32 protein-coding genes are annotated in these 26229 nt (G+C 68.7%); 15 read left to right on the plus strand and 17 right to left on the minus strand.

The annotated features are described in order from the left end of the window. Positions 1–145: 145 nt before the first annotated feature. Complete coding sequence (gene panB, locus BLV25_RS00150) at positions 146–988, plus strand: 3-methyl-2-oxobutanoate hydroxymethyltransferase (RefSeq protein WP_092730153.1); 843 nt, start codon at positions 146–148, stop codon at positions 986–988. Between the two features lie 83 nt (positions 989–1071). Here the strand turns inward: panB and BLV25_RS00155 are convergent, their stop codons facing one another. The 3 genes from BLV25_RS00155 to BLV25_RS00165 form a co-directional block, all read right to left on the minus strand. Then, entirely contained in the window at positions 1072–1791 is a 720-nt protein-coding gene (locus tag BLV25_RS00155; protein ID WP_039401938.1) for a helix-turn-helix domain-containing protein, read from the minus strand. A 171-nt stretch (positions 1792–1962) separates the two neighbouring features. Continuing rightward, entirely contained in the window at positions 1963–2499 is a 537-nt protein-coding gene (locus BLV25_RS00160; RefSeq protein ID WP_092730155.1) for a halocyanin domain-containing protein, read from the minus strand. A gap of 122 nt (positions 2500–2621) precedes the next feature. Then, positions 2622–2963: a cupin domain-containing protein gene (locus BLV25_RS00165; RefSeq protein WP_021072665.1), complete on the minus strand. Its 342-nt coding sequence runs from the start codon at positions 2961–2963 to the stop codon at positions 2622–2624. A gap of 106 nt (positions 2964–3069) precedes the next feature. Here BLV25_RS00165 and BLV25_RS00170 point away from each other — a divergent pair, with 106 nt between their 5' ends. Then, positions 3070–3384, plus strand: coding sequence for a BolA family protein (locus BLV25_RS00170; RefSeq protein ID WP_021072664.1), 315 nt, complete (start codon positions 3070–3072; stop codon positions 3382–3384). Between the two features lie 81 nt (positions 3385–3465). Beyond that, positions 3466–4872 (plus strand): class II fumarate hydratase, encoded by a 1407-nt coding sequence (locus BLV25_RS00175; RefSeq protein WP_092730157.1) that lies wholly within the window; start codon positions 3466–3468, stop codon positions 4870–4872. Between the two features lie 69 nt (positions 4873–4941). Here the strand turns inward: BLV25_RS00175 and BLV25_RS00180 are convergent, their stop codons facing one another. After that, complete coding sequence (locus BLV25_RS00180; RefSeq protein WP_092730159.1) at positions 4942–5373, minus strand: methylated-DNA--[protein]-cysteine S-methyltransferase; 432 nt, start codon at positions 5371–5373, stop codon at positions 4942–4944. Positions 5374–5464: 91 nt separating this feature from the next. Between BLV25_RS00180 and BLV25_RS00185 the strand changes: the two genes are divergently transcribed. The 3 genes from BLV25_RS00185 to BLV25_RS00195 all read left to right on the plus strand — a co-directional run bounded on the left by BLV25_RS00185 (position 5465) and on the right by BLV25_RS00195 (position 7109). After that, positions 5465–5950, plus strand: a complete 486-nt coding sequence (locus tag BLV25_RS00185) for a desampylase (protein ID WP_081758175.1) — start codon at positions 5465–5467, stop codon at positions 5948–5950. Positions 5951–5973: 23 nt separating this feature from the next. Beyond that, on the plus strand, positions 5974–6294 hold the full coding sequence (locus tag BLV25_RS00190; protein ID WP_021072660.1) for a rhodanese-like domain-containing protein: 321 nt from the start codon (positions 5974–5976) through the stop codon (positions 6292–6294). Between the two features lie 110 nt (positions 6295–6404). Further along, positions 6405–7109, plus strand: coding sequence for an SDR family oxidoreductase (locus tag BLV25_RS00195; RefSeq protein WP_021072659.1), 705 nt, complete (start codon positions 6405–6407; stop codon positions 7107–7109). Positions 7110–7151: 42 nt separating this feature from the next. Here the strand turns inward: BLV25_RS00195 and BLV25_RS00200 are convergent, their stop codons facing one another. Then, positions 7152–7634, minus strand: a complete 483-nt coding sequence (locus BLV25_RS00200; RefSeq protein WP_021072658.1) for a pyridoxamine 5'-phosphate oxidase family protein — start codon at positions 7632–7634, stop codon at positions 7152–7154. Between the two features lie 182 nt (positions 7635–7816). Between BLV25_RS00200 and BLV25_RS00205 the strand changes: the two genes are divergently transcribed. Further along, positions 7817–9208 (plus strand): NAD(P)/FAD-dependent oxidoreductase, encoded by a 1392-nt coding sequence (locus tag BLV25_RS00205; protein ID WP_092730161.1) that lies wholly within the window; start codon positions 7817–7819, stop codon positions 9206–9208. Positions 9209–9373: 165 nt separating this feature from the next. On the opposite strand, the gene rpl12p is transcribed toward BLV25_RS00205, so the two are convergent. From rpl12p to BLV25_RS00220, 3 genes are read right to left on the minus strand one after another with little or no spacing between them, the layout of a single operon-like run. Continuing rightward, positions 9374–9709, minus strand: coding sequence for a 50S ribosomal protein P1 (gene rpl12p / locus BLV25_RS00210; RefSeq protein ID WP_039401943.1), 336 nt, complete (start codon positions 9707–9709; stop codon positions 9374–9376). Between the two features lie 18 nt (positions 9710–9727). Next, a complete protein-coding gene (locus BLV25_RS00215) occupies positions 9728–10771 on the minus strand; it encodes a 50S ribosomal protein L10 (RefSeq protein ID WP_092730163.1) in 1044 nt (347 codons plus the stop codon). Beyond that, positions 10768–11406, minus strand: coding sequence for a 50S ribosomal protein L1 (locus BLV25_RS00220; RefSeq protein ID WP_039401946.1), 639 nt, complete (start codon positions 11404–11406; stop codon positions 10768–10770). Before BLV25_RS00220 ends, BLV25_RS00215 begins: the two co-directional genes overlap by 4 nt. Before the next feature lie 226 nt (positions 11407–11632). On the opposite strand from BLV25_RS00220, the gene BLV25_RS00225 reads away from it, so the two are divergent. Further along, positions 11633–12082 (plus strand): hypothetical protein, encoded by a 450-nt coding sequence (locus BLV25_RS00225; RefSeq protein ID WP_092730165.1) that lies wholly within the window; start codon positions 11633–11635, stop codon positions 12080–12082. Positions 12083–12287: 205 nt separating this feature from the next. On the opposite strand, the gene BLV25_RS00230 is transcribed toward BLV25_RS00225, so the two are convergent. The 3 genes from BLV25_RS00230 to BLV25_RS18125 all read right to left on the minus strand — a co-directional run bounded on the left by BLV25_RS00230 (position 12288) and on the right by BLV25_RS18125 (position 14547). Further along, positions 12288–12764 carry a 50S ribosomal protein L11 gene (locus BLV25_RS00230; protein WP_021074266.1) on the minus strand — a complete coding sequence of 159 codons (477 nt, stop codon included), beginning with the start codon at positions 12762–12764 and terminating at the stop codon, positions 12288–12290. Between the two features lie 152 nt (positions 12765–12916). After that, positions 12917–13360 carry an archease gene (locus BLV25_RS00235; RefSeq protein ID WP_021074265.1) on the minus strand — a complete coding sequence of 148 codons (444 nt, stop codon included), beginning with the start codon at positions 13358–13360 and terminating at the stop codon, positions 12917–12919. Beyond that, a complete protein-coding gene (locus BLV25_RS18125) occupies positions 13357–14547 on the minus strand; it encodes a DUF502 domain-containing protein (RefSeq protein WP_092730167.1) in 1191 nt (396 codons plus the stop codon). Before BLV25_RS18125 ends, BLV25_RS00235 begins: the two co-directional genes overlap by 4 nt. A gap of 154 nt (positions 14548–14701) precedes the next feature. On the opposite strand from BLV25_RS18125, the gene BLV25_RS00245 reads away from it, so the two are divergent. Continuing rightward, positions 14702–15175, plus strand: coding sequence for a GNAT family N-acetyltransferase (locus BLV25_RS00245; RefSeq protein WP_021074263.1), 474 nt, complete (start codon positions 14702–14704; stop codon positions 15173–15175). Positions 15176–15247: 72 nt separating this feature from the next. Beyond that, entirely contained in the window at positions 15248–16711 is a 1464-nt protein-coding gene (locus tag BLV25_RS00250; RefSeq protein WP_092730169.1) for an RtcB family protein, read from the plus strand. Between the two features lie 107 nt (positions 16712–16818). On the opposite strand, the gene BLV25_RS00255 is transcribed toward BLV25_RS00250, so the two are convergent. Continuing rightward, positions 16819–17430 carry a hypothetical protein gene (locus BLV25_RS00255; protein WP_092730171.1) on the minus strand — a complete coding sequence of 204 codons (612 nt, stop codon included), beginning with the start codon at positions 17428–17430 and terminating at the stop codon, positions 16819–16821. A 151-nt stretch (positions 17431–17581) separates the two neighbouring features. On the opposite strand from BLV25_RS00255, the gene BLV25_RS00260 reads away from it, so the two are divergent. Next, entirely contained in the window at positions 17582–18304 is a 723-nt protein-coding gene (locus BLV25_RS00260; RefSeq protein ID WP_092730173.1) for a DUF47 domain-containing protein, read from the plus strand. A 67-nt stretch (positions 18305–18371) separates the two neighbouring features. Further along, positions 18372–19361 carry an aldo/keto reductase gene (locus BLV25_RS00265; RefSeq protein ID WP_092730175.1) on the plus strand — a complete coding sequence of 330 codons (990 nt, stop codon included), beginning with the start codon at positions 18372–18374 and terminating at the stop codon, positions 19359–19361. A 36-nt stretch (positions 19362–19397) separates the two neighbouring features. On the opposite strand, the gene BLV25_RS00270 is transcribed toward BLV25_RS00265, so the two are convergent. From BLV25_RS00270 to BLV25_RS00280, 3 genes are all read right to left on the minus strand, one after another. Further along, positions 19398–20231, minus strand: coding sequence for a TMEM165/GDT1 family protein (locus tag BLV25_RS00270; RefSeq protein WP_092730177.1), 834 nt, complete (start codon positions 20229–20231; stop codon positions 19398–19400). A 126-nt stretch (positions 20232–20357) separates the two neighbouring features. Then, positions 20358–22631 (minus strand): CDC48 family AAA ATPase, encoded by a 2274-nt coding sequence (locus BLV25_RS00275; protein ID WP_021074257.1) that lies wholly within the window; start codon positions 22629–22631, stop codon positions 20358–20360. After that, positions 22628–22873: a DUF7127 family protein gene (locus tag BLV25_RS00280; RefSeq protein ID WP_021074256.1), complete on the minus strand. Its 246-nt coding sequence runs from the start codon at positions 22871–22873 to the stop codon at positions 22628–22630. The genes BLV25_RS00275 and BLV25_RS00280 overlap by 4 nt, the downstream gene beginning before the upstream one ends. Positions 22874–23177: 304 nt before the next feature. On the opposite strand from BLV25_RS00280, the gene BLV25_RS00285 reads away from it, so the two are divergent. Then, on the plus strand, positions 23178–23963 hold the full coding sequence (locus BLV25_RS00285; protein ID WP_092730179.1) for an alpha/beta fold hydrolase: 786 nt from the start codon (positions 23178–23180) through the stop codon (positions 23961–23963). A 151-nt stretch (positions 23964–24114) separates the two neighbouring features. Here the strand turns inward: BLV25_RS00285 and BLV25_RS00290 are convergent, their stop codons facing one another. Further along, positions 24115–24291, minus strand: a complete 177-nt coding sequence (locus BLV25_RS00290; RefSeq protein ID WP_021074254.1) for a 50S ribosomal protein L37e — start codon at positions 24289–24291, stop codon at positions 24115–24117. Beyond that, complete coding sequence (locus BLV25_RS00295; RefSeq protein ID WP_021074253.1) at positions 24288–24524, minus strand: LSM domain-containing protein; 237 nt, start codon at positions 24522–24524, stop codon at positions 24288–24290. The genes BLV25_RS00290 and BLV25_RS00295 overlap by 4 nt, the downstream gene beginning before the upstream one ends. Before the next feature lie 251 nt (positions 24525–24775). On the opposite strand from BLV25_RS00295, the gene BLV25_RS17170 reads away from it, so the two are divergent. Together BLV25_RS17170 and BLV25_RS00300 are read left to right on the plus strand one after the other, a co-directional pair. Further along, positions 24776–24931, plus strand: a complete 156-nt coding sequence (locus BLV25_RS17170) for a hypothetical protein (RefSeq protein ID WP_176819402.1) — start codon at positions 24776–24778, stop codon at positions 24929–24931. A gap of 2 nt (positions 24932–24933) precedes the next feature. After that, entirely contained in the window at positions 24934–25983 is a 1050-nt protein-coding gene (locus BLV25_RS00300) for a YeiH family protein (protein WP_092730181.1), read from the plus strand. The last annotated feature ends 246 nt before the right edge of the window (positions 25984–26229 follow it).

The following is a 26229-nucleotide window of genomic DNA, read 5'->3' on the forward strand; positions in this document are numbered from 1 at the left end:
CGGCCGGCGGCAGCCTCGCATCGGCCGGCGGCGGCCCCGCACCGGCCGGCGGCAGCCTCGCATCGGCCGGCGGCGGCCCCTCGCGGATCGCCCCGTCGCTCGCCGGACACGAGCGATTTAAGCGGCGTCCGTAGTACCTTCGGATATGACCACGACCCGGGGCCTCCGAAGCATAGCCGGCGAGGAGCCGATCACGATGTTGACGGCCTACGACGCGCCGACGGCGTCGATCATCGAGGAGGCGGGCATCGACGTCATCCTCGTGGGCGACAGCATGGGCAACGCCGTGCTCGGCTACGACTCGACGATCCCGGTCACGATGGACGACGTCGCCAGCCGGACGGGCGCGGTCGCGCGTGCGACCGAGGACACGCTGGTCGTCGCGGACCTCCCGTTCCTCTCGTTCGGCGCCGACGAGGCGGAGTCGATCCACAACGCCGGACGACTTTTAAAGGAGGAGGGCGCCGACGCCGTGAAGATCGAGAGCGGCGACCACACGGTCGCGCTGACCGAGGCGCTCGTCGACGTCGGGATCCCGGTGATGGGTCACCTCGGCCTGACGCCCCAGCACGTCAACGAGCTCGGCTACGCCCGGCAGGGGACCGACCGGGAGGCCGCCGAGTCGATCATCGAGCTGGCCGAGGCCCACGAGGCGGCCGGCGCGTTCGCGCTCGTCCTCGAACACGTCCCGGCCAACCTCGCCGCGGCGATCACCGACCGCCTCGAGATCCCGACGATCGGGATCGGCGCCGGCCCGGCGTGTGACGGCCAGGTGCTCGTGATCACCGACGTGCTCGGGCTCGACGACTGGTCGCCCTCCTTCTCGGAGCAGTTCGGCGACGTCGGCGCGGCGATCCACGACGCCGTGGCGGCGTACCGGGACGCCGTGACCGCGGGGGAGTTCCCGGCCGACGAACACAGTTACGTCGAGGAGGACCTCGAGGGGGTCGCGGACGTCGGCGGCGAGAAGAGCAGCGGCGACAAGTAAGCGCGACGAGACGGGACGACGGGACCGAGCGCGACGAGACGGGTGTGTGATCGGGAGTGCCGGCGGATCACGACCCCGGTCCGCTAGTCCCGTGCGTCGACCGTTCCGGCGGCCGTCTCCTCGCCGTCACGGTCGACATCGGCGCCGTCGAGGTTCGGTTCGGCGTCGACCCGCGGCGGGAGGTCGTCGACGAAGCGTTTGATGATCTCCTCCTCAGCGCGGTGGAGCGTCTCGCTGCAGGTCGATTTGGCGATCCCGACGCGGTCGGCCAGCTCGGTGAGCGAACACTCGCGGGGCGTGTCGTAGTAACCCAGCTCGACGGCGGTGAGCAGGAGCCGCTGCTGGTTCTCGGTGAGGACCTGGCTCGGCTGGAGCCGCTCCTGGATGTACTCGATGCGGAAGTCCATCTCCAGCTCCTTGAACTGGCGGCCGAGTTCGGAGAGGCGGTCGTGGGCTCCCGTGACGTCGATCGTCGCCTCGCCGTTTTGGATCTCGATGGGCATCTCGATGGGGATCCCGGACCGCTTGGCGGCGACCAGCAGCATCGGCGCCGTCGTCTCGAACTGGACGGTCGCCTCCGTCTCGGTGCGCTGCATCACGGACATATCCGTCAGCACCGCGTGGTCGCGCATGTCCTCGAGGACCGCATCGAGGTCGGTCGCCGAGATCCACACGAGCGCGAACCCGGGACCGTCCCCGGGCAGCGCCGCGAGCACCTGAAACGTCGCGTCGGGGTGTGCGCGCGAGACGTCCGCGACCCACGGTCCCTCGGGCATCTCGACGACGAGGCGTGCTTGTGTCATCGTTGTAGTGTGTTGTCGTGTGTTCGACCGTCGTCGCCGGCGGCGTCCCGGGACGACCCGTACCGAAACCGATCGTCCCCGCGTCGTAAGTATGTATCCGTCGGACCCCACGTCGTCGCGTGGCGGGCTCGCCGCTTTGGGCGGCATCGCCGCGGTCCCTCACCGCGATCGCTACTCGACGACGATCGCGCCCTTCATTCCGACCGCCTCGTGGGGCGTACAGATGTACGTGTACGTCCCCGCGCTCTCGAAGGTGTGCTCGAAGGTGTGGCCCTCCTCGTTGGTTTGTTCGGACTCGAAGGAGCCGTCCTCGGCGGCGACGTTGTGCTGGCCACCCTGGCCGGTCCACTCCCAGGTCACCGTGGTGCCGGTCGAGACCGCCACCGCGGGCGGGGCGAACTGCAGTCCGTCGCCGGCCCCGACGTCGACCGTGACGCTATCGGCGTCGCGGCGGTCGAGCGTCTGCCCCTCGTAGTTGCTCACGTCGTCGAACCAACCGTCGTAGTTCGGCTCCTCGGAGAGGTACTCGTTGCCGCCACCGTTACCGTTGCCGCCGTTTCCACCGCCACCATTTCCACCATTACCGCCGCCGTTGCCGTTCCCGCCGCCCGAGCAGCCGGCGAGCAGCGTCGCGCCGACCGCCGCGGTCGCCGAGAGGTACGTTCGCCGATCGAGGCTCCGTCCCGCGTTCCGTGTTCGGTCGCTCATAAACAGGTGATCCTATTGCGGCCACGGATATAGGGGGGCGGTCGGTTCCCATCGGCTGAGGACGTCGCCGAACATATTCGTCCGGAACGTTCCGCGGGGGATCGAACCGCAGTTCGCCGATCTCAGCCCTCCAGCCAATCGGGATCGAGACGGGGCGGCGAGAAGACGTCGTACCCCTCCACGGGCACGTCGCCCCGGTTGACTGCCGCGTGCGGTTCGCCGCCGGGGATGACGTACGAGTCGCCCGCGCTGACGAGGCGGTCCTCGCCGTCGATCCGGAACGTCAGGGTTCCGGCGGTGACCACGCCGGCCTGTTCGTGTTCGTGGCGATGCTCCGGAACCGCCGCGCCCGGTTCGAACGTGAATCCCTGCACGCTCGTGCGATCACCCGCGGCCTCCTGAGTCAGGTGGACGCCGTCGGCGGCCTCGGTCGCCTCGACGTCCGCGTCGGTGACGATCTCCATACGGACGCAACGGGGAGTTCCGCCAAAAACCCCACGTCCGGCTTCGGATGCGTGCCCGTGCGGTCCGTTGCGCGCCGCTTTTACCCCGGCGACGTAATGACCGGGTATGGAACTGGACGCGATCGAGGACCTGATCGAGGCGGAGATCCCCGACGCCGTCGCGAGCGTGACGCGACCGCGCGTACATAACGACGAGGACGAGGACGACCACTACGCGGCCACGATCGTCTCGCCCGCCTTCGAGGGCCTCTCGCTCGTCGACCAGCATCAGCGCGTCTACGACGCGCTGGGCGAGCACATGACGACGGACATCCACGCGATGGAGCTGCAGACGTACACCCCGAGCGCGTACGCCGAGCACGGGGACGGCTCGCTCGACGCCGACCTGCGCGAGGCCGGACTGTTGCCCGTCGAGGAGTAGGTCGCCGGAGGAATCACGGAGGCGCGGTTCTCCCCGGCACGTTTCAGTAGGTTTTACGCGCTCGACCGACCACGGGCGCGTATGGGAGACGATTACCGGATCGAATCGGACAGCCTCGGAGAGATGCAGGTCCCGGCGGACGCCTACTGGGGCGCACAGACCCAGCGCGCCGTCGAGAACTTCCCGATCTCGGGGAGCACCTTCGGCCGGCGGTTCATCCGCGCGCTCGGGATCGTCAAGAAGTCCGCGGCGCAGGCCAACCGCGACCTCGGGCTGCTCGAGGAGGAGACGGCCGCGGCGATCGTCGAGGCGGCCGACGAGGTCATCGCGGGCGAGCACGACGACCAGTTCCCCGTCGACGTGTTCCAGACCGGCTCGGGCACCTCCTCGAACATGAACGCCAACGAGGTCATCGCCAACCGGGCCGCGGAGATCGCCGGCGCGGAGATCGGCGACCGGGTCGTCCACCCCAACGACCACGTCAACTACGGCCAGTCGAGCAACGACGTGATTCCCACCGCGATGCACGTCGCCGCGCTCGAGGCGGTCGAGAAGGACCTCATTCCGGGGCTCGAGACCCTCCGAACGGCCCTCGAGGAGGCCGAAGCCGAGTTCGACGGCGTCGTCAAGACGGGCCGGACCCACCTCCAGGACGCGACCCCGATCCGGCTCGGCCAGGAGTTCGGCGGCTACCGGACGCAGGTCGAGAAGGGGATCAAGCGGGTCGGCGACGTCCGGCTCCACCTCCGCGAGCTCGCGCTCGGCGGGACGGCGGTCGGGACCGGCCTCAACACCCATCCCGAGTTCCCGGAGCTCGCCGCCGAGTACATCTCCGAGGAGACGAACACGACCTTCCGCGAGGCCGACAACCACTTCGAGGCGCAGGCGGCCCACGACGCGATGGCCGAGGCACACGGCGCGCTCCGGACCGTCGCCGGGTCGATGAACAAGATCGCCAACGATCTGCGCCTGCTCGCGTCCGGCCCGCGGAACGGCCTCGGCGAGATCGAACAGCCCGAGAACCAGCCCGGCTCGTCGATCATGCCCGGCAAGATCAACCCGGTCGTCGCCGAGTCGGTCAACCAGGTCCACAAGCGCGTGGTCGGCAACGACGCGACGATCAGCGCCGGCGCCGCCCGCGGCGAGATCGACCTGAACCTCTACAAACCGGTCCTCGCGCACAGCTTCCTCGAGTCCGCCGCGCTGCTGGCCAACGCCGCCGAGGCGTTCGGCGAGAAGTTCGTCGCGAAGCTCGAGGCGAACGAGGAGCACTGCGCCGAGCAGGTCGACCGCTCGATGGCGCTGGCGACCGCGCTCAACCCGGCGATCGGCTACGACAAGGCCTCGAAGGTCGCCAAGCGGGCGCTCGCCGAGGAGAAGACCGTCCGCGAGGTCGCGGTCGAGGAGGGCTACCTCACCGAGGACGAGGCCGACGAGGTGCTCGACCCCGAGCGGATGACCCATCGCGGGATCCTCGGCGACGACTGAGCGGTCGGCCGCGCAGCCGCCGTTCCAGCAGTACCGATCCGGACGTTTGCCCGGAGTCGGATTCCCCCGCTACCGATCGGTCGGAAGACGCGTTTGAACGGATCCGGTCCCCGCCTGCCGTGACTCGAACTCGAGGAGCCGCCGCTTCGTCGCGACGCCCTCGGCCGCCGAGTACCCGCCGAGCCCCCCGTCGCTTCCGACCACGCGGTGACAGGGGACGACGATCGGCACGGGATTGCGCCCGCAGGCTTGCCCGACCGCGACCGGAGCCGACCCGACCGCGGACGCGATCTCCCCGTACGTCCGCGTCTCGCCGTAGGGGATCTCGGTCATCGCGGCCATCACGTCGCCGGTCAGCCCGTCCGGGATCGTCACGGACAACTCGAACGCGCGGCGGTCGCCGCGCTCGTAGGCGCGAACCTGGTCGCGGATCTCGGCGGGGGATTCGGCGACGTGTGTCGCGTCGAGCTCGAGCGTGTGTGACAGGACGGATACCTTCATTGGCGGGACCTGAACGCTCCGGATCCGAAGCGGTCGCTGGAGTCTCGCGGCCGCGAGGCATATACCTATCGTCCGCGTGATCCGGATCGGGATGATCGAGTTCACGCGCGGCGCCTACGACGACGTCGTCGCCCACGCGATCGAGGGACGCGAGGCGGCCGATCCGGTCGAGGTCTGTGGCGTCCTCGCGGGACGATTCGACGAGGACGGAGACCGGAGCACCGTCACGGAGACGCACCGCGCGAGCAACGCCGCCGAGACGCCCCGGACCCGGTACCTGATCGATCCGGAGGAGCAGTTCGCGATCCTCGAGGCGATCGAGGCGGCCGGCGACGAGGTGGTCGGGTTCTACCACTCGCATCCGACCGGCCCGCCGTATCCGAGCGAAACGGACGCCGCGGACGCGACCTGGCCCGGTCGGTCGTACGTCATCTGTGCGCTCGACGGACAGCCGTTCGTCGGCTCCTGGCGCTGGCAGGGCGAGTCGGCAGCGGACCGACCGGATGGGGATCCACGCGCCGGCGAGCGCGACGGGTTCCGACGGGAGACGGTCGCGGTCGTCCCCGAAACGGGTTAGGGCGTGAGGGTCCCAGAGGGAGTATGGTCGAGGAGATCTCCCCCGAGGACGTCGAGTCGAAGCTCGACGACGAGGACGTACAGATAGTCGACATTCGCGGGCCGGGCCAGTTCAAACGCGGGCACATTCCGGGCGCGATCAACATCCCGATGAGCGACCTCCCGAGCCGCATCGACGAGCACGAGTGGGGCGACGAGATCGTCGTCACCTGTCCGATCGGGCAGTCGTCGGTCCAGGCCGCCAGGCTCATCAGCAGCTTCGAGGCGGTCGACGACGACGCCCGCGTCGCCAGTATGGCGGGCGGCTATCGGGAGTGGGACGGCGAGCTCGAGACCGAGGAGTGACGACGAGCGGTCCCGACGGCTGATCCGGCTGATGACGGGCTCTCCGTCTGACGGACGATCGGCTCTCACGGATGATCCGTTTGAAGTAGTGTGCGATCGTATCCCACAGTATGAACGTCGAGTTCGACTTCGAGGGCGACGTCGCGATCGTGACCGGCGCGGCCGGGGCGCTCGGCAGCGCGACCATCGAGGCGTTCCGCGAGGCCGGGGCGACGGTCGCCGCGGTCGACGTCCGTGCCCCGGACGACGAGGACGCGGTCCTCGATCCCGACGACGTCGAGCACTTCTACCGGACGGACTGTACCGACGAGGACGCGGTGCGCGAGACCGTCGATGCGGTCCTCGCGGACCACGGCCGGATCGACTACGTCCTGAACGTCGCCGGCACCTGGCGCGGCGGCACCCCGCTGCACGAAACCGAGGTGGACGCCTTCGACTTCCTCTTCGACGTGAACCTGAAGACGATGTTCCTCGTCTCGAAACACGCGATCCCGCACCTCCGGGAGACCGAGGGGGCGATCGTCTCGGTCTCGGCCCGCGCCAGCCTGGAGGGCGGCGAGGGCGACGGGATCTACCGGGCCAGCAAGGCCGGCGTTCGGCTCCTCACCGAGACGATCGCCGCGGAGAACCGCGGCGTCGTGCGGGCCAACGCCGTCCTGCCGAGCGTGCTCGACACGCCGATGAACCGCGAGATGATGACGCCCTCCGAGGAGTGGGTCGACCCGATCGAGGTCGCACGCGTGATGTGTGCGCTCTGTTCGGACGCCACGAGCGTGACGAGCGGCGCGGCGGTTCCCGTCTATGGGGAAGCGTAGGCCGTCCGCCCCAGCGAGGACGAGGCCTGACCACCCTCCCGGTTAGGGTGATGCTTGACCGCCGTCCCACGCGGACCGGCGTCCGTCCTCGACGGCTCCGTGCTGCTCACCGAAGGCCCGTCCCGACACGTCCGCGGGGCGGATCTGATACAGATCCATCGAGAGGGTCTCGAGTGCGGCGGTGGGTGAGACGTTCAGCGTCGGAATGGCGGCGTTCTCGGCGATCGCGTTCATCGCGATCGCGTGGTCATCCTCCGGGACGGTCTCGATCGGCCCACGGACGATGACGCTCTCGGCGGGTGACTCGTCGTAAACGGTGAACGTCGCCGCATCGGTCGTCTCGATGAACGCCATCTTCTCGCTGTCGTCGTCGTGGACCAGCTGGAAGTAGAGGGCATTCCCGTCGTACCCGAACGACTCCGGCACGGCGTAGGTCTCCGCGCCGTCACACAGCGACAACACCCCGGATCCGGCTGTTCGAAGGATCTCGTCGATCTCGTCGGCCTCGAGCTGTACCGTGGCCATTACCTGACCCAATTCGCCCGACGTGAATAACCCGACGGATCGATCCTGCCCCTGGGAACGCAACCCGTCCGACGGCAGCCACCCCTCCCGCGACCGATCCCCCTCCCTGCGACGATGCCCGTCCATCCCGCGACCGATCCGCCCTCCGTGGGTTTAATAGCCCGAGCGCGTCCCTCACGAGTATGGAACGCGTAGACGTTGCGATCGTCGGCGGCGGTCCCGCCGGGTCCTCGGCGGCCCACGCCGCCGCGAGCGCCGGAGCCGACGCGATCGTGTTCGAGAAGGGCGTCCCGCGCGCCGACCGGGAGGACATCGGTCCCGACTCGACGGACGCGGCCGGCATCCTCGACTACTGGGTCGACATCATGGGGATCCATCCCGACGAGTTTCCGGATGGCGTCGTGCAAAACGAGCTCGAGCGGGCCGAGTTCCGCGGCCCGAACACGGCCTGTACGCTGTATCACACCGGGATCGACTCCTCGTACGACTCGTTCGGCTACACCTTCCACCGCGCGCGCTTCGACGATTTCCTCCGGGAGCGCGCCGAGGACGCGGGCGCGCGCTACCGCGTGCAGGCGTCCGTTCGCGACGTCGAGACCGACGGGACGGTCGATCCCGACCGCGACGACGACCCCCGACACGTCCTGCACCTCGCGGACGGCGAGACCGTCGGCGCCGACGCCCTCGTGCTTGCCGACGGGCCCCAGCGGACGGTCACCAACAAGGTGCTCGACCGCTACCTCCCGGACGACTCGAAGGCGTCCGAGCGGCTCGCCTCCCGCGAGGCCAACCACATCGCCTACCAGGAGTACCGGCGGTTCCCCGAGGAGCTCTACGAGGAGGTCCGGGACGCCATCGTCTTCTGGTGGGGCGTGATGCCGGGCGAGACCGCCTATCCGTGGATCTTTCCGAACCAGGACCGCGTCTGCCGGGTCGGTCTCACGATGCCGATCGGGATCGACATCGACGACGTCGCCGACCGCGAGTCGTACGAGCTGCTGCGCCCCGAGGACGACGCCATCCCGAACGGCGCCGCGTACATCGAGCGGCTCCTCGAGTGGCAGTACGGCGACGAGTACGACCTCTCGGACTTCCCGGTCGTCGAGGACGCCGGCAAGCGGAACGGCACCGAGACGTACGCGATCTCCTCGACGAAGCCGATCGACTCGCCGACCGAGGCCGGGATCGCCGTCGCCGGCGGGGCGATGGGAACCACCTCCGCGTTCCACGAGGGCGGCGACCACGTGGCGGTCCGGACCGGCGCGATCGCCGGGGAGCTGGCCGCGGCCGGCGACCTGGCGTCGTACAACCGCCGCTGGAAGGAGGCGATCGGCGACGAGGTGCTCCGCAGCGTGGCGATGGCCGAGATGGTGAGCGAGTACGGCCCGGCCGACTGGGACCGCGTGATCGACACCGCCGACGTGATGCTCGCGGCCGAGACCGGCGGCGACCTCTTAAAACGGACCTACTCCGCCGGCTGGGGCGCGACCAAGCTGCTGTTGCGGTATAAATGGACCAAGCGGCAGCTCCGCGGGACCTACACCCAGATCACCGCGGACGAGTACGTCTACTAGGTCGTCTTTCCGAGATCATTTTTAAATGAGGTCGGCGTCGCTCCCGGTCGTTGTCGTTCCTGGTCGCCGTCGCTCCCGGTTGCGGCGTGGTATAAAAAACGGTGCTCGTGAGGAACGAGCTGGCGGTCGGGCGCCCGAGTGGGCGCGAACTCCGGATACGGAGCGTTAGCCGAACAGCTCGCCGAGGCCTTCGCCGCCGTCGCCTTCGTCCTCGTCCTCCTCCTCGGCTTCCTCGGCCTCGTCGGCTTCCTCTTCCTCGTCGGCTTCCTCTTCCTCGCCGGACGCCTCGGCGGCGCCGCCCGCGGCGGCACCGGCGGCCGGCGCGGCGGCGGCCGTCTCGATGGCCTCCTCGATGTCGACGTCCTCGAGGGCCGCGACGAGGGCCTTGACGCGGGACTCCTCCACGTCGACGCCCGCGGCGTCGAGCACCGCGGTGAGGTTGTCTTCGTTGATCTCTTCGCCCGTCTCGTTCAGGATGAGCGCAGCGTAAACGTATTCCATTGGTGTAATCTCCGTGTGTTATCCGAACATCGCGCCGAGACCGTCGCCCGCGTCGCCGTCGTCGCCGTCGTCATCGTCCGCGTCGGCGTCGTCGGCGTCGTCGGGCGCCTCCTCGGCGTCCGATTCGTCGTCAGCCTGTTCCTCTTCGGCGTCCGCCGCGGCTGCCCGGGCGTCGACGCCCTGCAGCTCCTCGGGGAGCGCCTCCTCGTCGTCGATGTGAGCCGCGAGCGCACGCAGCTGGGCGTCGGCCTTTCCGATCAGGTCCGGCACGACGTCCGGGCTCTCGATCTCGGCGTGTAACGCGACGGACTTGGCCTCGCCGGACGCCTTCGCGAGAAGGGTGCCGGCGGTGCGGGCCGTCGGATAGCCGGCGTTGACCGAGAGGTTGCGCGCGGCGGCGGCGGCCGCCTGCACGTCCGCCTCGTACTCCTCGACGTCGATCGCGAGTTCCTCGGGCTCGAAGAGCACGCCCTCGGAGTAGACGGACTTCAGATCGAGTCCGACCTCCTTGGGCTCGATGCCGAGCTCGGTGAGGACGTTCGCGAGGTCGTCGGAGACGACCTCCCCCTCCTCGAGCACGGTCGAGTCCTCGGTCACCTGGATCGAGCCGTCCTGGATCCGGGCGGCCGCGCCGACCGTCTGGAGCTCGCCGACGAACGGCCCCGGGTCGACGCCGGTGTCGCCCTCGGGGATGACGATGTCGTTCGGGGCGACCTCGCCGGCGTTGATCGGCGCCGGCGTCTTCGAGGCCTCGAGCTGCTTGTAGAGCCCGAACGGGTTGTCGTTCGTGCCGACGAGCGCGACCTGGCCGCTCACGTGTTCGGTGAGCTGCTCGACGCCCTCGTCGACCTCCTCGAGCGCGCGGACGACGAGCGTGTTCCGGCTCATCCGCAGGTCCGCGGAGCCGTGGAGCTCGCGCCGCATCAGCTGGAGCTGGCGGCTCGGGATGCCGGCCACGCCGACGACACCGACCGAGGCGAAGGAGTCGATGAACTCGACGAGCTCGTCGACCTCCTCCTTTTTCCACTCGGGGATGGTCTCGGTTCGCCGCGCGGAGCTCATACGGGCACCTCCTGGGCGGGACCCATCGTCGTCTTGACGAAGATCCCGTCGATGTTGAGCGGACCCTTCTCGAGGTCGGCCTCGAGACGACGGATGATGACGTCGACGTTGTCCGCGATCTCCTCGGCGCTCATATCCTCCGCGCCCACGCGCGTGTGGAACGTCCGGCGTTCGCCGGAGCGGAGCTGCACCGTGTTCTTCATTCGGTTGATCGTCTCGACGACGTCATCGTCCGGCTGGAGTGGAGTCGGCATCTTGCCGCGGGGACCGAGGACGGTACCGAGGTACCGACCGATGTCCTGCATCAGGCTTGCCTCGGCGATGAAGAAGTCCGTCTCATCGGCGAGGTCCTTTGCGGCGTCGTCGTCGCCGCCGAGGTCCTCGAGGTCCTCGCTGTCGAGCACCTCGTCGGCAACCTCCTCGGCGCGGACGGCGGTTTCGCCCTCCGCGAAGACGACGATTTGCGTCTCCTGTCCCGTTCCAGCCGGCAGCACGATTGACTCGTCGACTCGGTTCGACGGATCGTTGAGGTCGAGATCGCGCAGATTGATCGCGAGGTCCACCGTCTCACGGAAGTTCCGCTCGGGTGCCTCCTCGAGTGCGCGAGAAACTGCCTCCTCTATTGTGTCTGCCATTTTTCACCTCCGTAGTACGCAGGAACGCTCCTACGGGTCAGTGAAACAGGCGAAGCCTGTCTCACCGGGGACTTGCCCCAGGCGGCGTTTAAACCCGTCGAAGCCGCGATGCGCGTGGGACCCGGGCACAGGGCCGGAGCGGGACGACCTCGGTTGACGACAACTGGAACAGCAGACGGCGGAACGCCGGGGAAAGACTGATGCGCCGACCCTCGCTAATCGGCCCGTGGCCTCCGGCTGGACCGCGCCGATCGCGGCGACCGTGTTCGTGTGGCTCCTCGTCACCGTCGCGTGTCTTCCCGTCCTCGCCGCCGGGAGCGTCCGTGCGGCGATCGACGACTGGCCGACCGACCGGTACGCGCTGAACTACCTCCTCCTGTTCGGCGCGGTCGTTCTCTGCCACGCGGCCGTTTTCCTGGGCGGCGTCGTGATTCGGGGCGGGATCGGCGGCGTCGAACTCGTCCGCTGGACGCTCCTCGTGGCCGCCGGCTATCCCGTCCTCGTCTGGGTGATCCTTGCGGTCGTGCTGCCGGCCGCGGGTCGGTGGGACCCCGCCGCCGAGGGTCTCGACGGACGGATCGTTCTCGCCGCCGCCGCGGTCTGGTACGCGATCGTGCTCTCGATCACGGCCGCGGCGACGTTCTTCCTGCTGTTCGTCCTGTACTTTCCGGGGTGACGGTCGCGTCGGTCGACAGTCGAGGTACCGCGTCGGCCGGCGGTCGAGGTACCGCGTCGGTCGGCGGTCGAGGTCGGTATCGCGCCACCACGAGGGACAGAGAAAAACCGCGCGTCGGCCCGCGCCCGCGAGGCTGCGTCGGCCGTTCGACCGGGATACTGTTCGACCGGGACACTGTTCGACCGGGACTACCGTTCGACCTCGACTACTCCGCGAGGACGTCGTCGTAGTCGCCGGCGTCGACGCGGTCGTCGAACGTCCGGGCGTCCTCGCCGTCGATCGTGACGCCGAGGGAGGCGCAGGTGCCGCCGATCTCCTTGGCGGCGTTCTTCGTGTCGTACGCCAGCAGGTCGGAGGACTTCTGCTCGGCGATCGTCTTGACCTGCTCGACCGAGAGGTCGGCGACGAACTCCGACTGCGGCTCGCCGGAGCCGGTCTCGAAGCCGGCCTCGTCCTTGATCAGCTCGGCGGTCGGCGGGACGCCGACCTCGATGCTGAAGGAGCCGTCGTCGTCGTACTCGACGGTGACGGGAACCTCCATCCCGTCGAAGGCGGCGGTCTCCTCGTTGATCTCGCTGACGACGTCCTGCACGTCCACGGGCGTCGGTCCGAGCTCGGGACCGAGCGGCGGGCCGGGATTGGCCTGCCCGCCCGGAACGAGCACTTCGATGGTTCCAGCCATACGCGTACGAACCCGACCGCGACTTTTAACGGTTGTTCTTCGCCCTCGAGCACGCGAGCGGTTCGCACAGCCCGCCAACAGCCCGTTTCCAGCCATAGTGTCGAGCTGCGTTCCCGCCCGTCTCGCTCTCGGCGAGGACGGGACAACGCGGCCTAGACGTCGAAGACGACGTACGCGTACCACTCCCCGCCGCGTTGCTCGAGCACCATCTCGGAGTACGTCACCGCCTTCACGTCACGAGCGGTCACCTCGCGCAGCGGTACGCCACGGGCGCTGGCCTCGACGACCCACGTGTCGTCGTGTCCGGGATCGTCGCCGCGATCGTCGGTCGCCGCCGGCCGGACCCGGCAGTCGTGGTCCACCGGCAGGACGCCGCGGACGTCGCGCTCGTAGATGAGCCGGTCGAGGTAGTCGAACAGCGCCGCCTCGCCGGATTCCGCGGCGATCTCCATCGTGAACCGGTCGCCGCCCGCGGGCGGGTCCTCGCACATCGCCGCCGTGAGTCCGGCCGCGACGTCGGCGAAGACGGCCGCGAGCGAGTCGGCGGTCGCCTCGACGGCCACGTCGGCGGTGTGGTCGCGGAGTCGGTAGGTCACGCGGATCCCCCCTCCTCATTCTTGCTCTCCGGTCCCTCGTTTTCACTCTCCGGTCCCTCGTCTTCACTCTCCGGTCCCCCGTCCTCGCTCTCCGGTCCCTCGTCCCCGCCCTCCGAACCCTGGTCGCTCCGGCCGCGCCGTTCCGGCGGGACGTCCGTTCGGTCCCGGTCCCGCGGATCGCGCCCCGCGCGCTCCGAGGGCGGCGTCTCGGTCGCGTCCCGGTCCGTCGCCCGTCGGTCGGCGCGCTCGGCGGGCGTCGGGCCTTGCGGCTTCGACCCGGACTCGTCCTCCGCGTCCCGCTCCCGGCGAACGATCGCGTCCGGGGTCTCGGCCGTGCTCGGGGTGACCGCCTCGTCGTACCGCTCCGCCCGATCGGACATCGTCCGGTCCTGATCGGTCGTCGCTCGCGCCGCCGCCGTCGGGTTCATACGCTGTTCGACGTGGTCGAGCCGCGAGAGGTCTCGCAGCGTCTCGGCCGCCACGCCGTCGCTCGTGGGGCCGCCCCCCGCGTCGGCGCCGGCTTCGTCCCCGATCGCGACGCCGCTCGTGACCAGCGCCTGGATCCCCTCCTCGACGGTGAGGTCGACGTCGACGATCCGCGATTCCGGGACGAACAGGACGTGTCCGCCCATCACCGGGTTCGGCGCCATCGGCATGAACAGCGTGCGCATTCCCTCCCGCTCGTTTCCGGCCGGCTCCGCGATCGCCGCCGGCGTGCGGCTCGTCACGAACGCGAGCGTGTAGGTGTCGTCGGTTGGGAACTCGACGAGAACGACCTCCTGGAAGTTCTCGCCGTCGGACTCGAGCATCACGTCGGACATCCGCCGGAAGCTCTCGTAGACGGCCCCGATCCCCGGCACCCGCTCGACGAGGTGGTCGAAGTAGTCGACCGCCAGCGCGCCGTATCGCGAGGCGTTCACCGCCACTCCGACGCCGAGAATGATCAGAAAGAGCACGATCGGCGTGGCGATCTCCACGAGGAGCTCCCGCCCGATCGCCCCGACGAACGGGACCACGATCCGCGGCGAGAACGGGAGGATCGCGTTCGAGAACAGATCGAGGTAGTGGTAGACGTAGTTGAACGCGATCGTCAACACGATCAGCGTGATCACGAGCGGGACGAGGACCGCGACTCCGGTGAGGAACCCGCGCCGTAGCGTCCCGACGAGCGGCCGGTCCGTCCTCATTGCTCTCCCGAACGGGGGTCGGAAGTTTAACCGTTCTGACGCGGAACGGTGACGGTTCCGACGGCGGTGACGGTTGCGACGACGGTGACGGTCGCGACGACGGTGGCGGTTGCGACGGAGGAGTTATATTCGACGCCCGCGTTAGCACCGCTCAGTGAGCGTCACCGTCGAGAAGCGGGTCGACCAGCCCGGCAACGCCGAGCACGTCTCGGCGGCCTGGGACCTCAAGGAGACGATCCGCGAGGAGGAGGGCGTGCTCCGACAGCAGCGCGGATTCTTCACCGACGCCTACCGGCGCTCACGGGCCCATCTCCTCTTCGAAAACGACGACCTCGTCGCGTTCGCCTGCGTCCGACGGGACGGCTACCTGCTGTTTCTCGGTGTGACTCCCGATGCGCGAAACCGTGGCTACGCCCAGCGGCTGGTTGCGGAGATCGCCGAGGAGCACCGCTCCGTGACCTGCCACGCGCGGTCGACGAACGAGAACGCGATCGGCTTTTATAAGCACCTCGGCTTCGAGGTCAAACGGCGGATCAACGACTACTACGAGGACGGCGGCGACGCCTACTACCTCAAGCTCGGCCGCGACTCCCTGCGCGATCGCCTCGCCGAGATCGTGCATGGCTGACCGGGTGGGTTGCGGTTCGAACGCTCGCCCCGCGTCGTAACGCTATTCCACCTGCCCGGCCTCCCTCGAGGTATGACCATCCGCGAGTTCGGCGACGTCCGTCTGCGGCAGGTTCGCGAGAACGTCTGGGAGATCCCGAAGGCGGACGGGATGAACGTCCCGGCCCGCGTGTTCGCCTCCGAGTCCCTCCTCGAGGAGATCGGCGAGGACGACACGCTCACCCAGCTCCGGAACGCCACCCACCTCCCGGGAATGACGAAGTACGCGCTCTGTATGCCCGACGGCCACCAGGGCTACGGGTTCCCGGTCGGCGGCGTCGGCGCCATCGACGCCGAGGAGGGGTGTATCTCGCCCGGAGCGATCGGCTACGACATAAATTGCGGCGTCAGGATGGTAAAAACAAATCTCGAATACGACGACGTTCGGGGCCGCGAGGAGGAGCTCGTCGACGCCCTCTTCGACCGGATCCCTTCCGGGCTCGGCGGCGGCGGGATCGTCGAGGGCGACAGCGACACGGTCGAGGCGATCCTCGAGCACGGCGTCGAGTGGGCGGTCGACGCGGGATACGGCGTCGAGACGGACCTCGCGCGGTGCGAGGACGAGGGTCGCCGTCCCGACGCGCGTCCGGAGTTCGTTCCGCAGAAGGCCAAGGACCGCGGCCGCAACCAGATCGGATCGCTCGGCTCCGGCAACCACTTCCTCGAGGTCCAGCGCGTGACGGACGTCTTCCGCGAGGACGTGGCCGACGCCTACGGGCTCGAGCCGGGGCAGATCGTCGTCCTGATCCACTGCGGTTCGCGGGGACTCGGCCACCAGACGTGCACCGACTACCTGCGGGAGATCGAGCAGCGCCACGGGGACCTCCTGGAGGAGCTCCCGGACAAGGAGCTGGCGGCGGCGCCCGCCGGGTCCGAACTCGCCCACGAGTATTACGGCGCGATGTGTGCGGCGATCAACTACGCGTGGGTCAACCGGCAGCTCATCACCCACCGAACGCGGACGGTGTTCGGCGACGTCTTCGACGCCGACCCGATCGACGACCTCGGAATGGAACTGCTCTACGACGTCGCCCACAACATCGCAAAGCGGGAGACGCACGTCGTCGACGGCGAGGAGCGTGACCTCTACGTGCACCGGAAGGGCGCGACGCGGGCGTTCCCCGCCGGCCGCGAGGAGGTCCCGGAGGTCTACCGCGACGTCGGCCAGCCGGTCATCATCCCGGGGAGCATGGGCGCCGGGTCGTACGTCCTCCGCGGCGGCGAGAACTCCCTCGACGTCTCCTTCGGATCCACCGCCCACGGCGCCGGACGGTTGATGAGCCGCACCCAGGCCAAACGCGACTTCTGGGGCGGCGACGTGCAGGACGATCTCGAGGAGCAGGAGCAGATATACGTGAAGGCCCAGAGCGGAGCGACGATCGCCGAGGAGGCCCCCGGCGTTTATAAGGACGTGGACGAGGTCGTCCGCGTCAGCGACGCGTTGGGGATCGGCGACACCGTCGCCCGGACGTTCCCCGTCTGCAACATCAAGGGGTAGGCCGGGAGTTCGGCCGGATCCGGTATTTAAGTTGAAGTTGGGTTCTTAAAAGGCAACATCCGGATCCGTCTCACGGGCCGGCTTTCCCGTCGCTCCCGATACCGGACTCATCCCCAGAATCCGCCCGATCCGCCGTCGGGGCCCGACGGCCCGGCCGGCCCGCGGGGGCGGTCCGGCTCCCGACCGAGGTTGAGCCGGATCCGCTCCCCGTCCGTGCCGCTTCGCGGATCGACCTCCCGGCCGTCCTCGAAGCGAACGAACGAGAGGTAAAAGGGCTCGCCACAGCCGACGTCGTCGTGTTCGGCATCGCCGGTGTCGGTGGCGTCGGTGCTGGTGGCGTCGGTGCCGGTGGCGGTGGCGTCGGCAGCGTCGGTGTCGGCGGCGTCGGAGTTTCCGTCGACGCTTTCGGACGTCAGCTCGGCCCTCTCCGGCGCCCAGGTCACGCCGTCACTTTCCCCACACACGAACCGGACGCCGTCCGGGTCCGACGACTCCCGGCGCTCCGTCGCTTTCTCTGCAGCCGCGTCCTCCGCAGCCGCGTCCTCCTCGGCCGATCCTGTCGCAGCCGATCCGGCGTCATCGAAGACGACCTCCGGAGCGGCGTACGTCCATCCCTCGAGGGGATACGGCGTGACGGCCTTGTCGTCGAGGTAGCCCTCCCGCTCGACCGCGACGAGGGTCTCACAGTGCGGACAGTAGTACGTGACCGGGTAGCCCATCGGTCGATCGAACGGTCCGGAGCGGGAAATCGCCATCGGCGGCGGGGGATCGGACGGCAAGCCGGCGGCTCGGGACCGCCATGCCGTGGATCGAACCGATATATAGCGATCTTATAAACCTACTTTCACGTGTCGAACCCCGGATCGATCGATGGCCGCAGAACCCGAGCGGCGGTTCGACGACCGGATCGTGTCGCGGACGGAGACGTATCTCGACCGGATCGACGAGTGCGTTCGCCTGCTGTCGGATCTCGTCGACGCCTACGTCGACGGCGGTGCCGATGACCCGACGGTCCGGGATCTCGTCGACGCGATCACGACCCGCGAGAGCGACTGCGACCGTCTCAAGCGGGACATCTCGGCACAGATCACGAACGCCGACGCCCGGGATATCGGGCTGCGGAACGCCCGGATCCACCTCAACTCGCCGCACGTGCTCGATCTCTATCAGCGACTCGACGAGATACCGAACGCGATCGAGCGTCTCGCCGAGGAGCTGGTCACGATCGCGCCACCCCGGGAGGCCGCCACCTTCGACCGCTACGCCGAGATGGCGCGGTGTGCCGAGCGGGCGATGGATGCGCTCGCCGACGCGGTTGCGTGCTACGTACGACTGTTGCGCTCCCCGTCGCGGTCGGACTCGGTCGCCGCGGAGATCGCCACGGTGCGGGGTGCCGAAAGCTCGGTCGACGAGCTCCGGAACGCGGTGATCGAGACCGCGTTCGCCGACGATGTGATCCACGGCGCGTTCGTCTCCCGGACCTTCGCACTCCGCTTCGACGAGGTTCTCGACGCGATGGAGGACGTGACCGACACGCTCGTGGTGGCCTCGAGCACGGAGTCGTGGATCACGACGGAACCGAGCGATCGCTGACGACGTCCGCTGGGAGTATGGTATATGGTCACAATCCTTAATGTGCGGACCCACGAGTGGCAGTACGATGGAGTACACGACGCTCGGCGACACGGGAATGGAGGTCAGCCGGATCTGTCTCGGCTGTATGAGCTTCGGATCGAGCGACTGGCGCGAGTGGGTCCTCGACGAGGCGGAGAGCCGGCCGATCATCGAACGGGCGATCGATCTCGGCATCAACTTCTTCGATACCGCCAACGTCTACTCGAACGGCGAGTCCGAACGCGTCCTCGGGAACGCGTTGGAGGAATACGACCGCGACGGGCAGGTGGTGGCCACGAAGGTCTACGGGGAGATGGACGAAACGAATCCCAACGCCGGCGGGCTCTCGCGCAAGGCGATCGAACAGGAGCTGTCGAACAGCCTCGACCGCCTCGGGATGGACACGATCGACCTCTATCAGACGCATCGGTGGGATTACGACGCGCCGATCGACGAGACCCTCCGGGCGCTCGACGACGCCGTTCGCCGGAACCAGGTCCGCTACATCGGCACCTCCTCGCAGTGGGCCCATCAGTTCTCGCGGGCCCTCCACACGAGCGACGAGCTCGGATTGGAGCGGTTCCAAACGATGCAGAACCACTACAACCTCGCCTACCGCGAGGAGGAACGCGAGATGCTACCCCTCTGTGACCGCGAGGGGATCGGCGTCATCCCGTGGAGCCCGCTCGCGCGCGGGTTCCTCACCCGCCCCCACGAGGAGTTCCTCGAGACGACCCGCGGCAAGTACATGAACGACGGCCGGTTCGCCGATCGGATCGACACCTATCGCGCCAACGGCGGCGACGAGATCAACGACCGCGTCGCGGAGCTCGCGGCCGAGAAGGGCGTCACGATGGCGCAGATCGCGCTCGCGTGGCTCCTCCACCAGGAGCCGGTCGACGCGCCCATCGTCGGAACGACGAGCGTCGATCACTTGGAGGACGCCGTCGAGGCGCTCGACATCGACCTCTCGAAGAGCGACCGTGCCTATCTCGAGGAGCCGTACGGACCGGTCGCCGTGAACGGCCACGAGTAGGGGCCAGGTCCCGACCGACGGGTCACGTGATCGGCATCAGACGAGCGCGAGGATCGCCGCCGCGACCGCCTCGATGGCGGTGTCCCAGACCGAGACGCCGGTCACGATCGCCTGTAGCGTGTCGATCCCGAAGAACGCGAAGGCGGCCCCCGCCAGATGGTGTGCCGTCCGGAGGTCGAACCGGTTCGCGAACCGGAAGAACACGAACGCGTTCACGAGGCTGACCGGGATGATGGCCGCCATCTCGCCCGCCCAGATGGCCGCCGGGAACGCGGGATACTGGGCGGCCAACCCGATCGTGACGAGCTGGGTCTTGTCCCCGAACTCGCCGAACGCCATCAGCGCGAAGATCGGGAGGAACCCCCCGAGTGCGTTGGGAACCCGCCATCCGAGATAGGGAACGCGAACCTCGAGCTCCCCGTCGAGCATGCTCGTTCCGCCGTCGTCGTCCGGCAGCGAGGCGTCCTCGTCCGGCAGCGAGGCGTCATCGCCGACGGTCGACCCGTCCTCCCCGCTCGTGACGCCGCCGGATCCGTCACCCGTGACGCCGTCCTCCCCGCTCGTGATGTCCGATCCGCCGTCAGTCCGCGTCCGCGGCGGCGCCGACCGCAGCAACGCGACGGCGAAGAACAGGAACAACAGCCCCGTGAGAAGGTCGAGGTAGACGCCCGGGAGGACCCGCTGCACGTAGTTCCCGAAGGCGATCTCCAGGACCGTCCAGCCGGCGAAGGCGCTCCCGGCGGCGGCAACGACCAGCAGGGGGTTGTAGCGCGTCGACAGCCCGGCGATGATGAACTGGACCTTCTCGCCCGGCAGCACCGCGAGCTGGGCGAGGAAGGCGATCACGGCGACGTCCATCCAGGTCGTCATACGGCAGCACTCCCGGCGGGTTCGATCCGCATTCGGAGAAAATTAGACACGTCTAACAGTTATGTTCTACGCATCGTCGTTCGCGATGGAGAACGGGCACCCGTCGAGGACGGCCCGACCGCGACCCTACTGGAACGCGCCGCCGGGGGTCGCCTCGGGCTCCGTTTCGACCTCGGAGCGCTTGAACCGTTTCTCGATCTCCTCGTAGCGGTCGCGGGTCTCCGCCGTCACGCTCGGGACGACCTCCTCGAGCGCGTCCTCGAAGTGGGCCATCGTCACGCGGACGTTGCCCACCGACTCGCCGACCTCCTCCCTGTCGACGCTCGCGATGAACTCGCGGGAGGCGTTCATCGAGGCCTCGCGGGCGACCGCCTCGATGTCGGCGCCGACGTATCCCTCGGTCCGGCGCGCCAGCTCATCGAGGTCGACGTCGTCCGCGAGCGGCTTCTCGCGCGTGTGGACCTCGAAGATCCGGCGGCGCGCCTCCTCGTCGGGGACGGGCACGTGGACGTGCCGGTCGAGCCGACCGGGGCGCAACAGCGCCGAGTCGATGAGGTCCGGACGGTTCGTGGTGGCGATCACCACGACGTCCTCCAGCGACTCGAGGCCGTCGAGCTCCGTCAGCAGCTGGGAGACGACGCGCTCGCCGACGCCCGAGTCGGTCGTGTTACCGCCGCGCTCGGTCGCGATCGAGTCGATCTCGTCGAAGAACACGATCGTCGGCGCGTTCTCGCGGGCCTTCGAGAAGACCTCGCGGACGCCCTTCTCCGACTCGCCGACGAACTTGTTCAACAGCTCGGGCCCCTTGATCGAGATGAAGTTCGACTCGGATTCGTTGGCGACGGCCTTCGCCAGCAGCGTCTTGCCGGTGCCGGGCGGGCCGTACAGCAACACGCCCTTGGCGGCCTCCATGTCGAGCTGGTCGAACACCTCGGGGTACTCGAGGGGCCACTGGACGGTCTCGCGAAGCCGTTCCTTGGTGTCCTCGAGCCCGCCGACGTCCTCCCAGGTGACGTCCGGAACCTCGACGAAGACCTCCCGGAGCGCGGAGGGCTCGATGCCCTTGAGCGCCTCCTTGAGGTCGCGCTCGGTGACCTGGATCGACTGGAGCACGTCCGCGTCGATCTCGTCGGACTCCAGGTCCAGCTGCGGGCGGATGCGACGCAGCGCGTGCATCGCGGACTCCTTGGCGAGGCTCTCGAGGTCGGCGCCGACGAAGCCGTGGGTGTTCTCCGCGTACTCGTCGAGGTCGATCCCGTCCACCAGCGGCATGTTCCGCGTGTGGACCTGCAGGATCTCCTTGCGACCGTCGCGGTCCGGCACGCCGATCTCGATCTCGCGGTCGAACCGGCCGCCGCGCCGGAGCGCGGGGTCGATCGCGTCCACGCGGTTGGTGGCGCCGATGACGACGACCTGGCCGCGTTCCTCGAGGCCGTCCATCAGCGAGAGGAGCTGGGCGACCACGCGACGCTCGACGTCGCCGCCGGCCTCCTCGCGCTTGGGGGCGATCGAGTCGAGCTCGTCCATGAAGATGATCGCCGGCGCGTCCTCGGAGGCCTCCTCGAAGACGTCGCGCAGCTGCTCCTCGGACTCGCCGTAGTACTTCGACATGATCTCCGGACCGGAGACCGTGTGGAAGCTGGCGTCGATCTCGTTGGCGACGGCCTTGGCGATCAGCGTCTTGCCGGTGCCGGGCGGGCCGTGCAGCAGGACGCCCTTCGGCGGGTCGATGCCGAGCCGCTTGAACAGCTCGGGGTGGCGCATCGGCAGCTCGATCATCTCGCGGACCTGCTCGAGCTCGTCGTCGAGGCCGCCGATGTCCTCGTAGGCGACGTCGGGCGTGGCGTCGCCGCCCGGGCCGGCCTCGCCGACGTTCTCGACGATCTCCTCGGCGGGCTTCTCGGAGATCTCGATCTCGGTGCTGTCGGTGACGACGACCGTTCCGGAGGGCGTCGTCGAGGCGACCTTCAGCGGGACCGCCTGCGACTGGCCGCCCATGAAGCCGAACCCGAGCGGCAGCTGGACGTTCTGGCCGGGCGTGACGGGCTGGCCGCCGAGTTCGCGGCGGATCAGCGCGTCGATGTTGCCGCGGATCCCCAGCCGCTGGGGGAGCGCGACGGTCACCCGCTCGGCGGGCTTGACGTCGACCTTCTCGACGGTCACGCGGTCGTCGATCCCGACGTCGGCCTCCTGGCGGAGGCGGCCGTCGATGCGGACCACGCCGGTGCCGTCATCCTCGGGGTAGCCGGGCCAGACGCGCGCGATGGCGCTGCCGGACTGGCCGTCGATACGAACGAAGTCGCCGCCGGAGAGGTCGAGCTCCTCGGCGGCGACGCGGTCGATCGCGGCGAGACGCCGGCCGGCGTCCTTCTGTTTGAGCGGCTTGACCGTGAGCTTCATTTGGCCACCTCGATGGTCAAAACGCCGTTGTTCACGGTCGCGTCGGCGGCCGGACCGGGCAGCTCGATCTCGGTCTCGGCGTCGACGTCGTCGCGGTCGACGACGACGATCGCCGTCTCGCCGACGGTGTCGACGGAGACGAGTTCGTCGTCGACGCCGAGGTCGGCGGCGATGACCCATCGGTTCGGGTACTCGTAGCGGCGAAGAACGGGCTCGCCGTCGGTGATCTGGGTGAGATTCATTTCGATCCTAACTCCAAGTTAGGTGGTTACATATATAAACTTGTCGCCAATTGATCGCGTGAAGGCGTCGGGTATCGGATCGGGAGTGTGATTGCGGTTCGGATCCGGTCGGCGTCCGGGCGATCCCGATCGGCGTCCGTCGATCGCGTCGCGATTCGGATCCGCGTCCGTCGGCGTCCGGGCGGTTCCGATCGGCGTCCATCGGCGTCCGGGTGGTTCCGATCCGTGTTCGTCGGTGACCGTGTGGCTGCGTCGATGAGACCGCGACACGACGGTTTTTGTCCCCGCGCGCGGAAGAGCAGGTATGGAGCACGTCACGCACCACGGCCGCCGGATCGCCTATCGCGTTTCGAAGGGGGACGGGGATGGACCGGCGACCCTGTTCGTTCACGGCAGCGGCGGCACCCACGCCATCTGGAAGGCCCAGGCTCGGCTCCGGGACACGGCTCCCGTCGTCTCGGTCGACCTGTCCGGCCACGGCGAAAGCGACGACGTCGACGCCGAGCCCGGCCCGGAGACGCTCGCCGCCTACGCCGACGACGTCGTCGCGGTCGCCGAGGAGACGGACGCGACGGTGCTCTGCGGGAACTCGCTCGGCGGTGCCGTCGCACAGTGGGTCGCGCTCGAGCGCGACTACGCGGACCGGCTCGAGGGACTCGTGCTCCAGGGAACCGGGGCGAAGCTCGCGGTCCTGCAGGACCTCCGGGAGTGGCTCGCCGACGACTTCGAGCGAGCGATCGAGTTCCTCCACGGCGCGGATCGGGTCTTCCACGACGCCCCGCCCGAGTACGTCGAGCTCTCGATGGACGCGATGCGGCGGACCGGCCGGGCGGTCGTCGAACGCGACTTCCTGACGTGTCACCGGTTCGACGTTCGTGACCGCGTCTCGGCGATCGACGTCCCCACGCTGGCGGTCGCCGGCGAACACGACGGGCTGACGCCTCCGCGGTACCACGAGTTCCTCGCGAGCGAGATCCCGGACTGCGAGCGGGCCGTCATCGAGGACGCCGCACACCTCGCGATGATCGAACAGCCCGAAGCGTTCAACGCCCTACTGCGCGAGTTTCTCGGTCGGATCGCGAGCGAGTGAGACCATCGCTCGTGGCCGGCTATCCCGGCGTATGAGCCTCACACCGGTCGGTCACGAAGGACCGGTGAAACGTGAAACCGAGGAAGAGTCGTCGTCTCGGATCGCGTCGTCGTCTCGACGGTATCGGTCGATTCCCGGCGACGCCGGGAGCTCAGTTGTCGCCGGACTTCGACTGCCAGGCGTACTCGCGGCGCTTGGCGGACTTGCCGAAGCCGCACGACGAGCAGCGCTCCTTCTTGAGGTGGTAGGACTTCTCGCCACAGCGGCGGCACTTCACGTGAACCGTCTTGTTCTTTTTCCCCTGGGAGGGCGTTCCGGCTCCGGTCATGCTTTGATGGTGACGACGTTGTCGCCGCGTATAATCGTTGTGTCTTCGACCGCGACGGCGAACTCCTCGTCGCCCTCGACGCGGTCGTCGGCGGACTCCTCGGGGGAGATGACCAGGTTCATGTGCTGGTCGTATCCGGCGAGCAGGCCGTAATACGTGGTTCCGTCCTTGAGGTGGACGGTCACGGCCTCGTTCAGCGATGACTCCAGCACGTCGAGGGGTCGGCCACTCATGGTTCGGATCGCCTCCCGTCGGACTATTAAACATACCGGGATGGAGACGCCCCGCGAGACGGGTCTCACGACCGTCTCCGGCGGAACGGCCCCTCGACATCGTCCGGTGCTACCATCGGTCACCGTCATCGGTCACCGTCATCGGTCACCGTCATCGGTCACCGTCATCAGTTACGGACGTATCATCCGCCATCCGTGACGACCCGTCGGGATCAGCAGACTTTACCCGCCGACTCGGATAGCCGGACGTAATGACGGACCGGGGATCGGCCACCGACCGAATTCCGCGGCGATGGCGGCGGCTCAACCGTGGATGGCGACGGATCGACTGGAGGTGGCGGGCGATCCGCGCGTCGTTCCTCCCCGCCGGCGTCATCGCCGCCTTCGACCTGCCGATCCCGTGGTGAGGATGTCCGACTCACGGCAACCTTCGCCGGCGTGGCGGATTCTCCCCGGGATCGTGCTTCTCGTTCTGGTCGGGCTGCTGGCTCGCGCGGTCACCGCGATCGTCCCGCTCGGCAGCCACCTCCTCGTCGCGATCGCGATCGGAGCACTCCTCGCGAACACGCTCGGCGTTCCCGACTGGGCGGCTCCCGGCGTCGACACGCACGGCTTCTGGCTCGAGGTCGGGATCGTCCTGCTGGGCGCCACCGTCGCGGTGGGTCGGGTCATCGACGCCGGCGGGCGAGTCCTCGCCATCGTGTTCGGCGCCGTGTCGGCAACGGTCCTCCTCGTGGAGATCCTCTCGCGGTGGGTGGTCGGTATCGACGAGAAGGCCGGATCGCTGCTGGCCGCGGGGTCGGGAATCTGCGGCGTCTCCGCCGTCGCAGCCGTCGCCGGCGCCATCGATCCCGACCGCGGACAGGTCGCGTACGCCACGGCGACGGTCCTCCTGTTCGACGCGGTCACCCTCATCGCGTACCCGGCCCTGGGACGGCTGCTCGACCTGTCGGACGTCGTCTTCGGGGTCTGGGCCGGCACGACGATGTTCAGCACCGGCCCCGTCACCGCCGCGGGGTTCGCCTACTCGCCCGCCGCCGGCGAGTGGGCGGTTCTGGTCAAGCTCGCGCGGAACGTGCTCATCGGGGTCGTCGCCGTCGGATACGCGATGTACTACGCGGACGGTTCGGATTCCGTAGCCGGTTCGACCCCCACGTCACGCGGCCGTCGAGCCGCGCTTCGCGGTCGGCTTCGCCAGCTCCGGGAGGGGGTTCCCGTTTTCCTGCTCGGATTTCTCCTCCTGGTCGTAATGTCGGCGCTCGGCGCGTTCACGCCCGCACAGCGGACCGCGATCGGGACCGCCTCGAGCTGGCTGTTCCTCGTCGCCTTCGCCGGCCTGGGGATGCGGATGAACGTCCGGGAGTTCCGCGAGGCGGGGATCGCGCCGGTCGCCGTGGTGCTCCTCGCGCTCGTCGTCGTCAGTTCGGCGACGCTCGCGGTCACGATGGCGGTTCTCTAGCGTCTCCGGTTTCCAGCGTCTCCTGGCGGTCGTCAGAGCGTCGGAGTTCCACGCGGACCAACCCACACAGTTTTTAAGAGGGGCCCGTGTATCCGTAGGTACCATCATCCCGCGGGACACGGTGAGCCGACGTCGGCTCGACCGAAGCGGGGCCCTCGCCGACGTGCCGTAAGACGCCGGGGCTTTGGCCCCAGATGCGGGTTTCAGTGAGCAGTATCGCCGTTCGAACGCGGCTTTGGATGCTCT

Source organism: Halopenitus persicus, from assembly GCF_900107205.1.
GTDB lineage: Archaea > Halobacteriota > Halobacteria > Halobacteriales > Haloferacaceae > Halopenitus > Halopenitus persicus.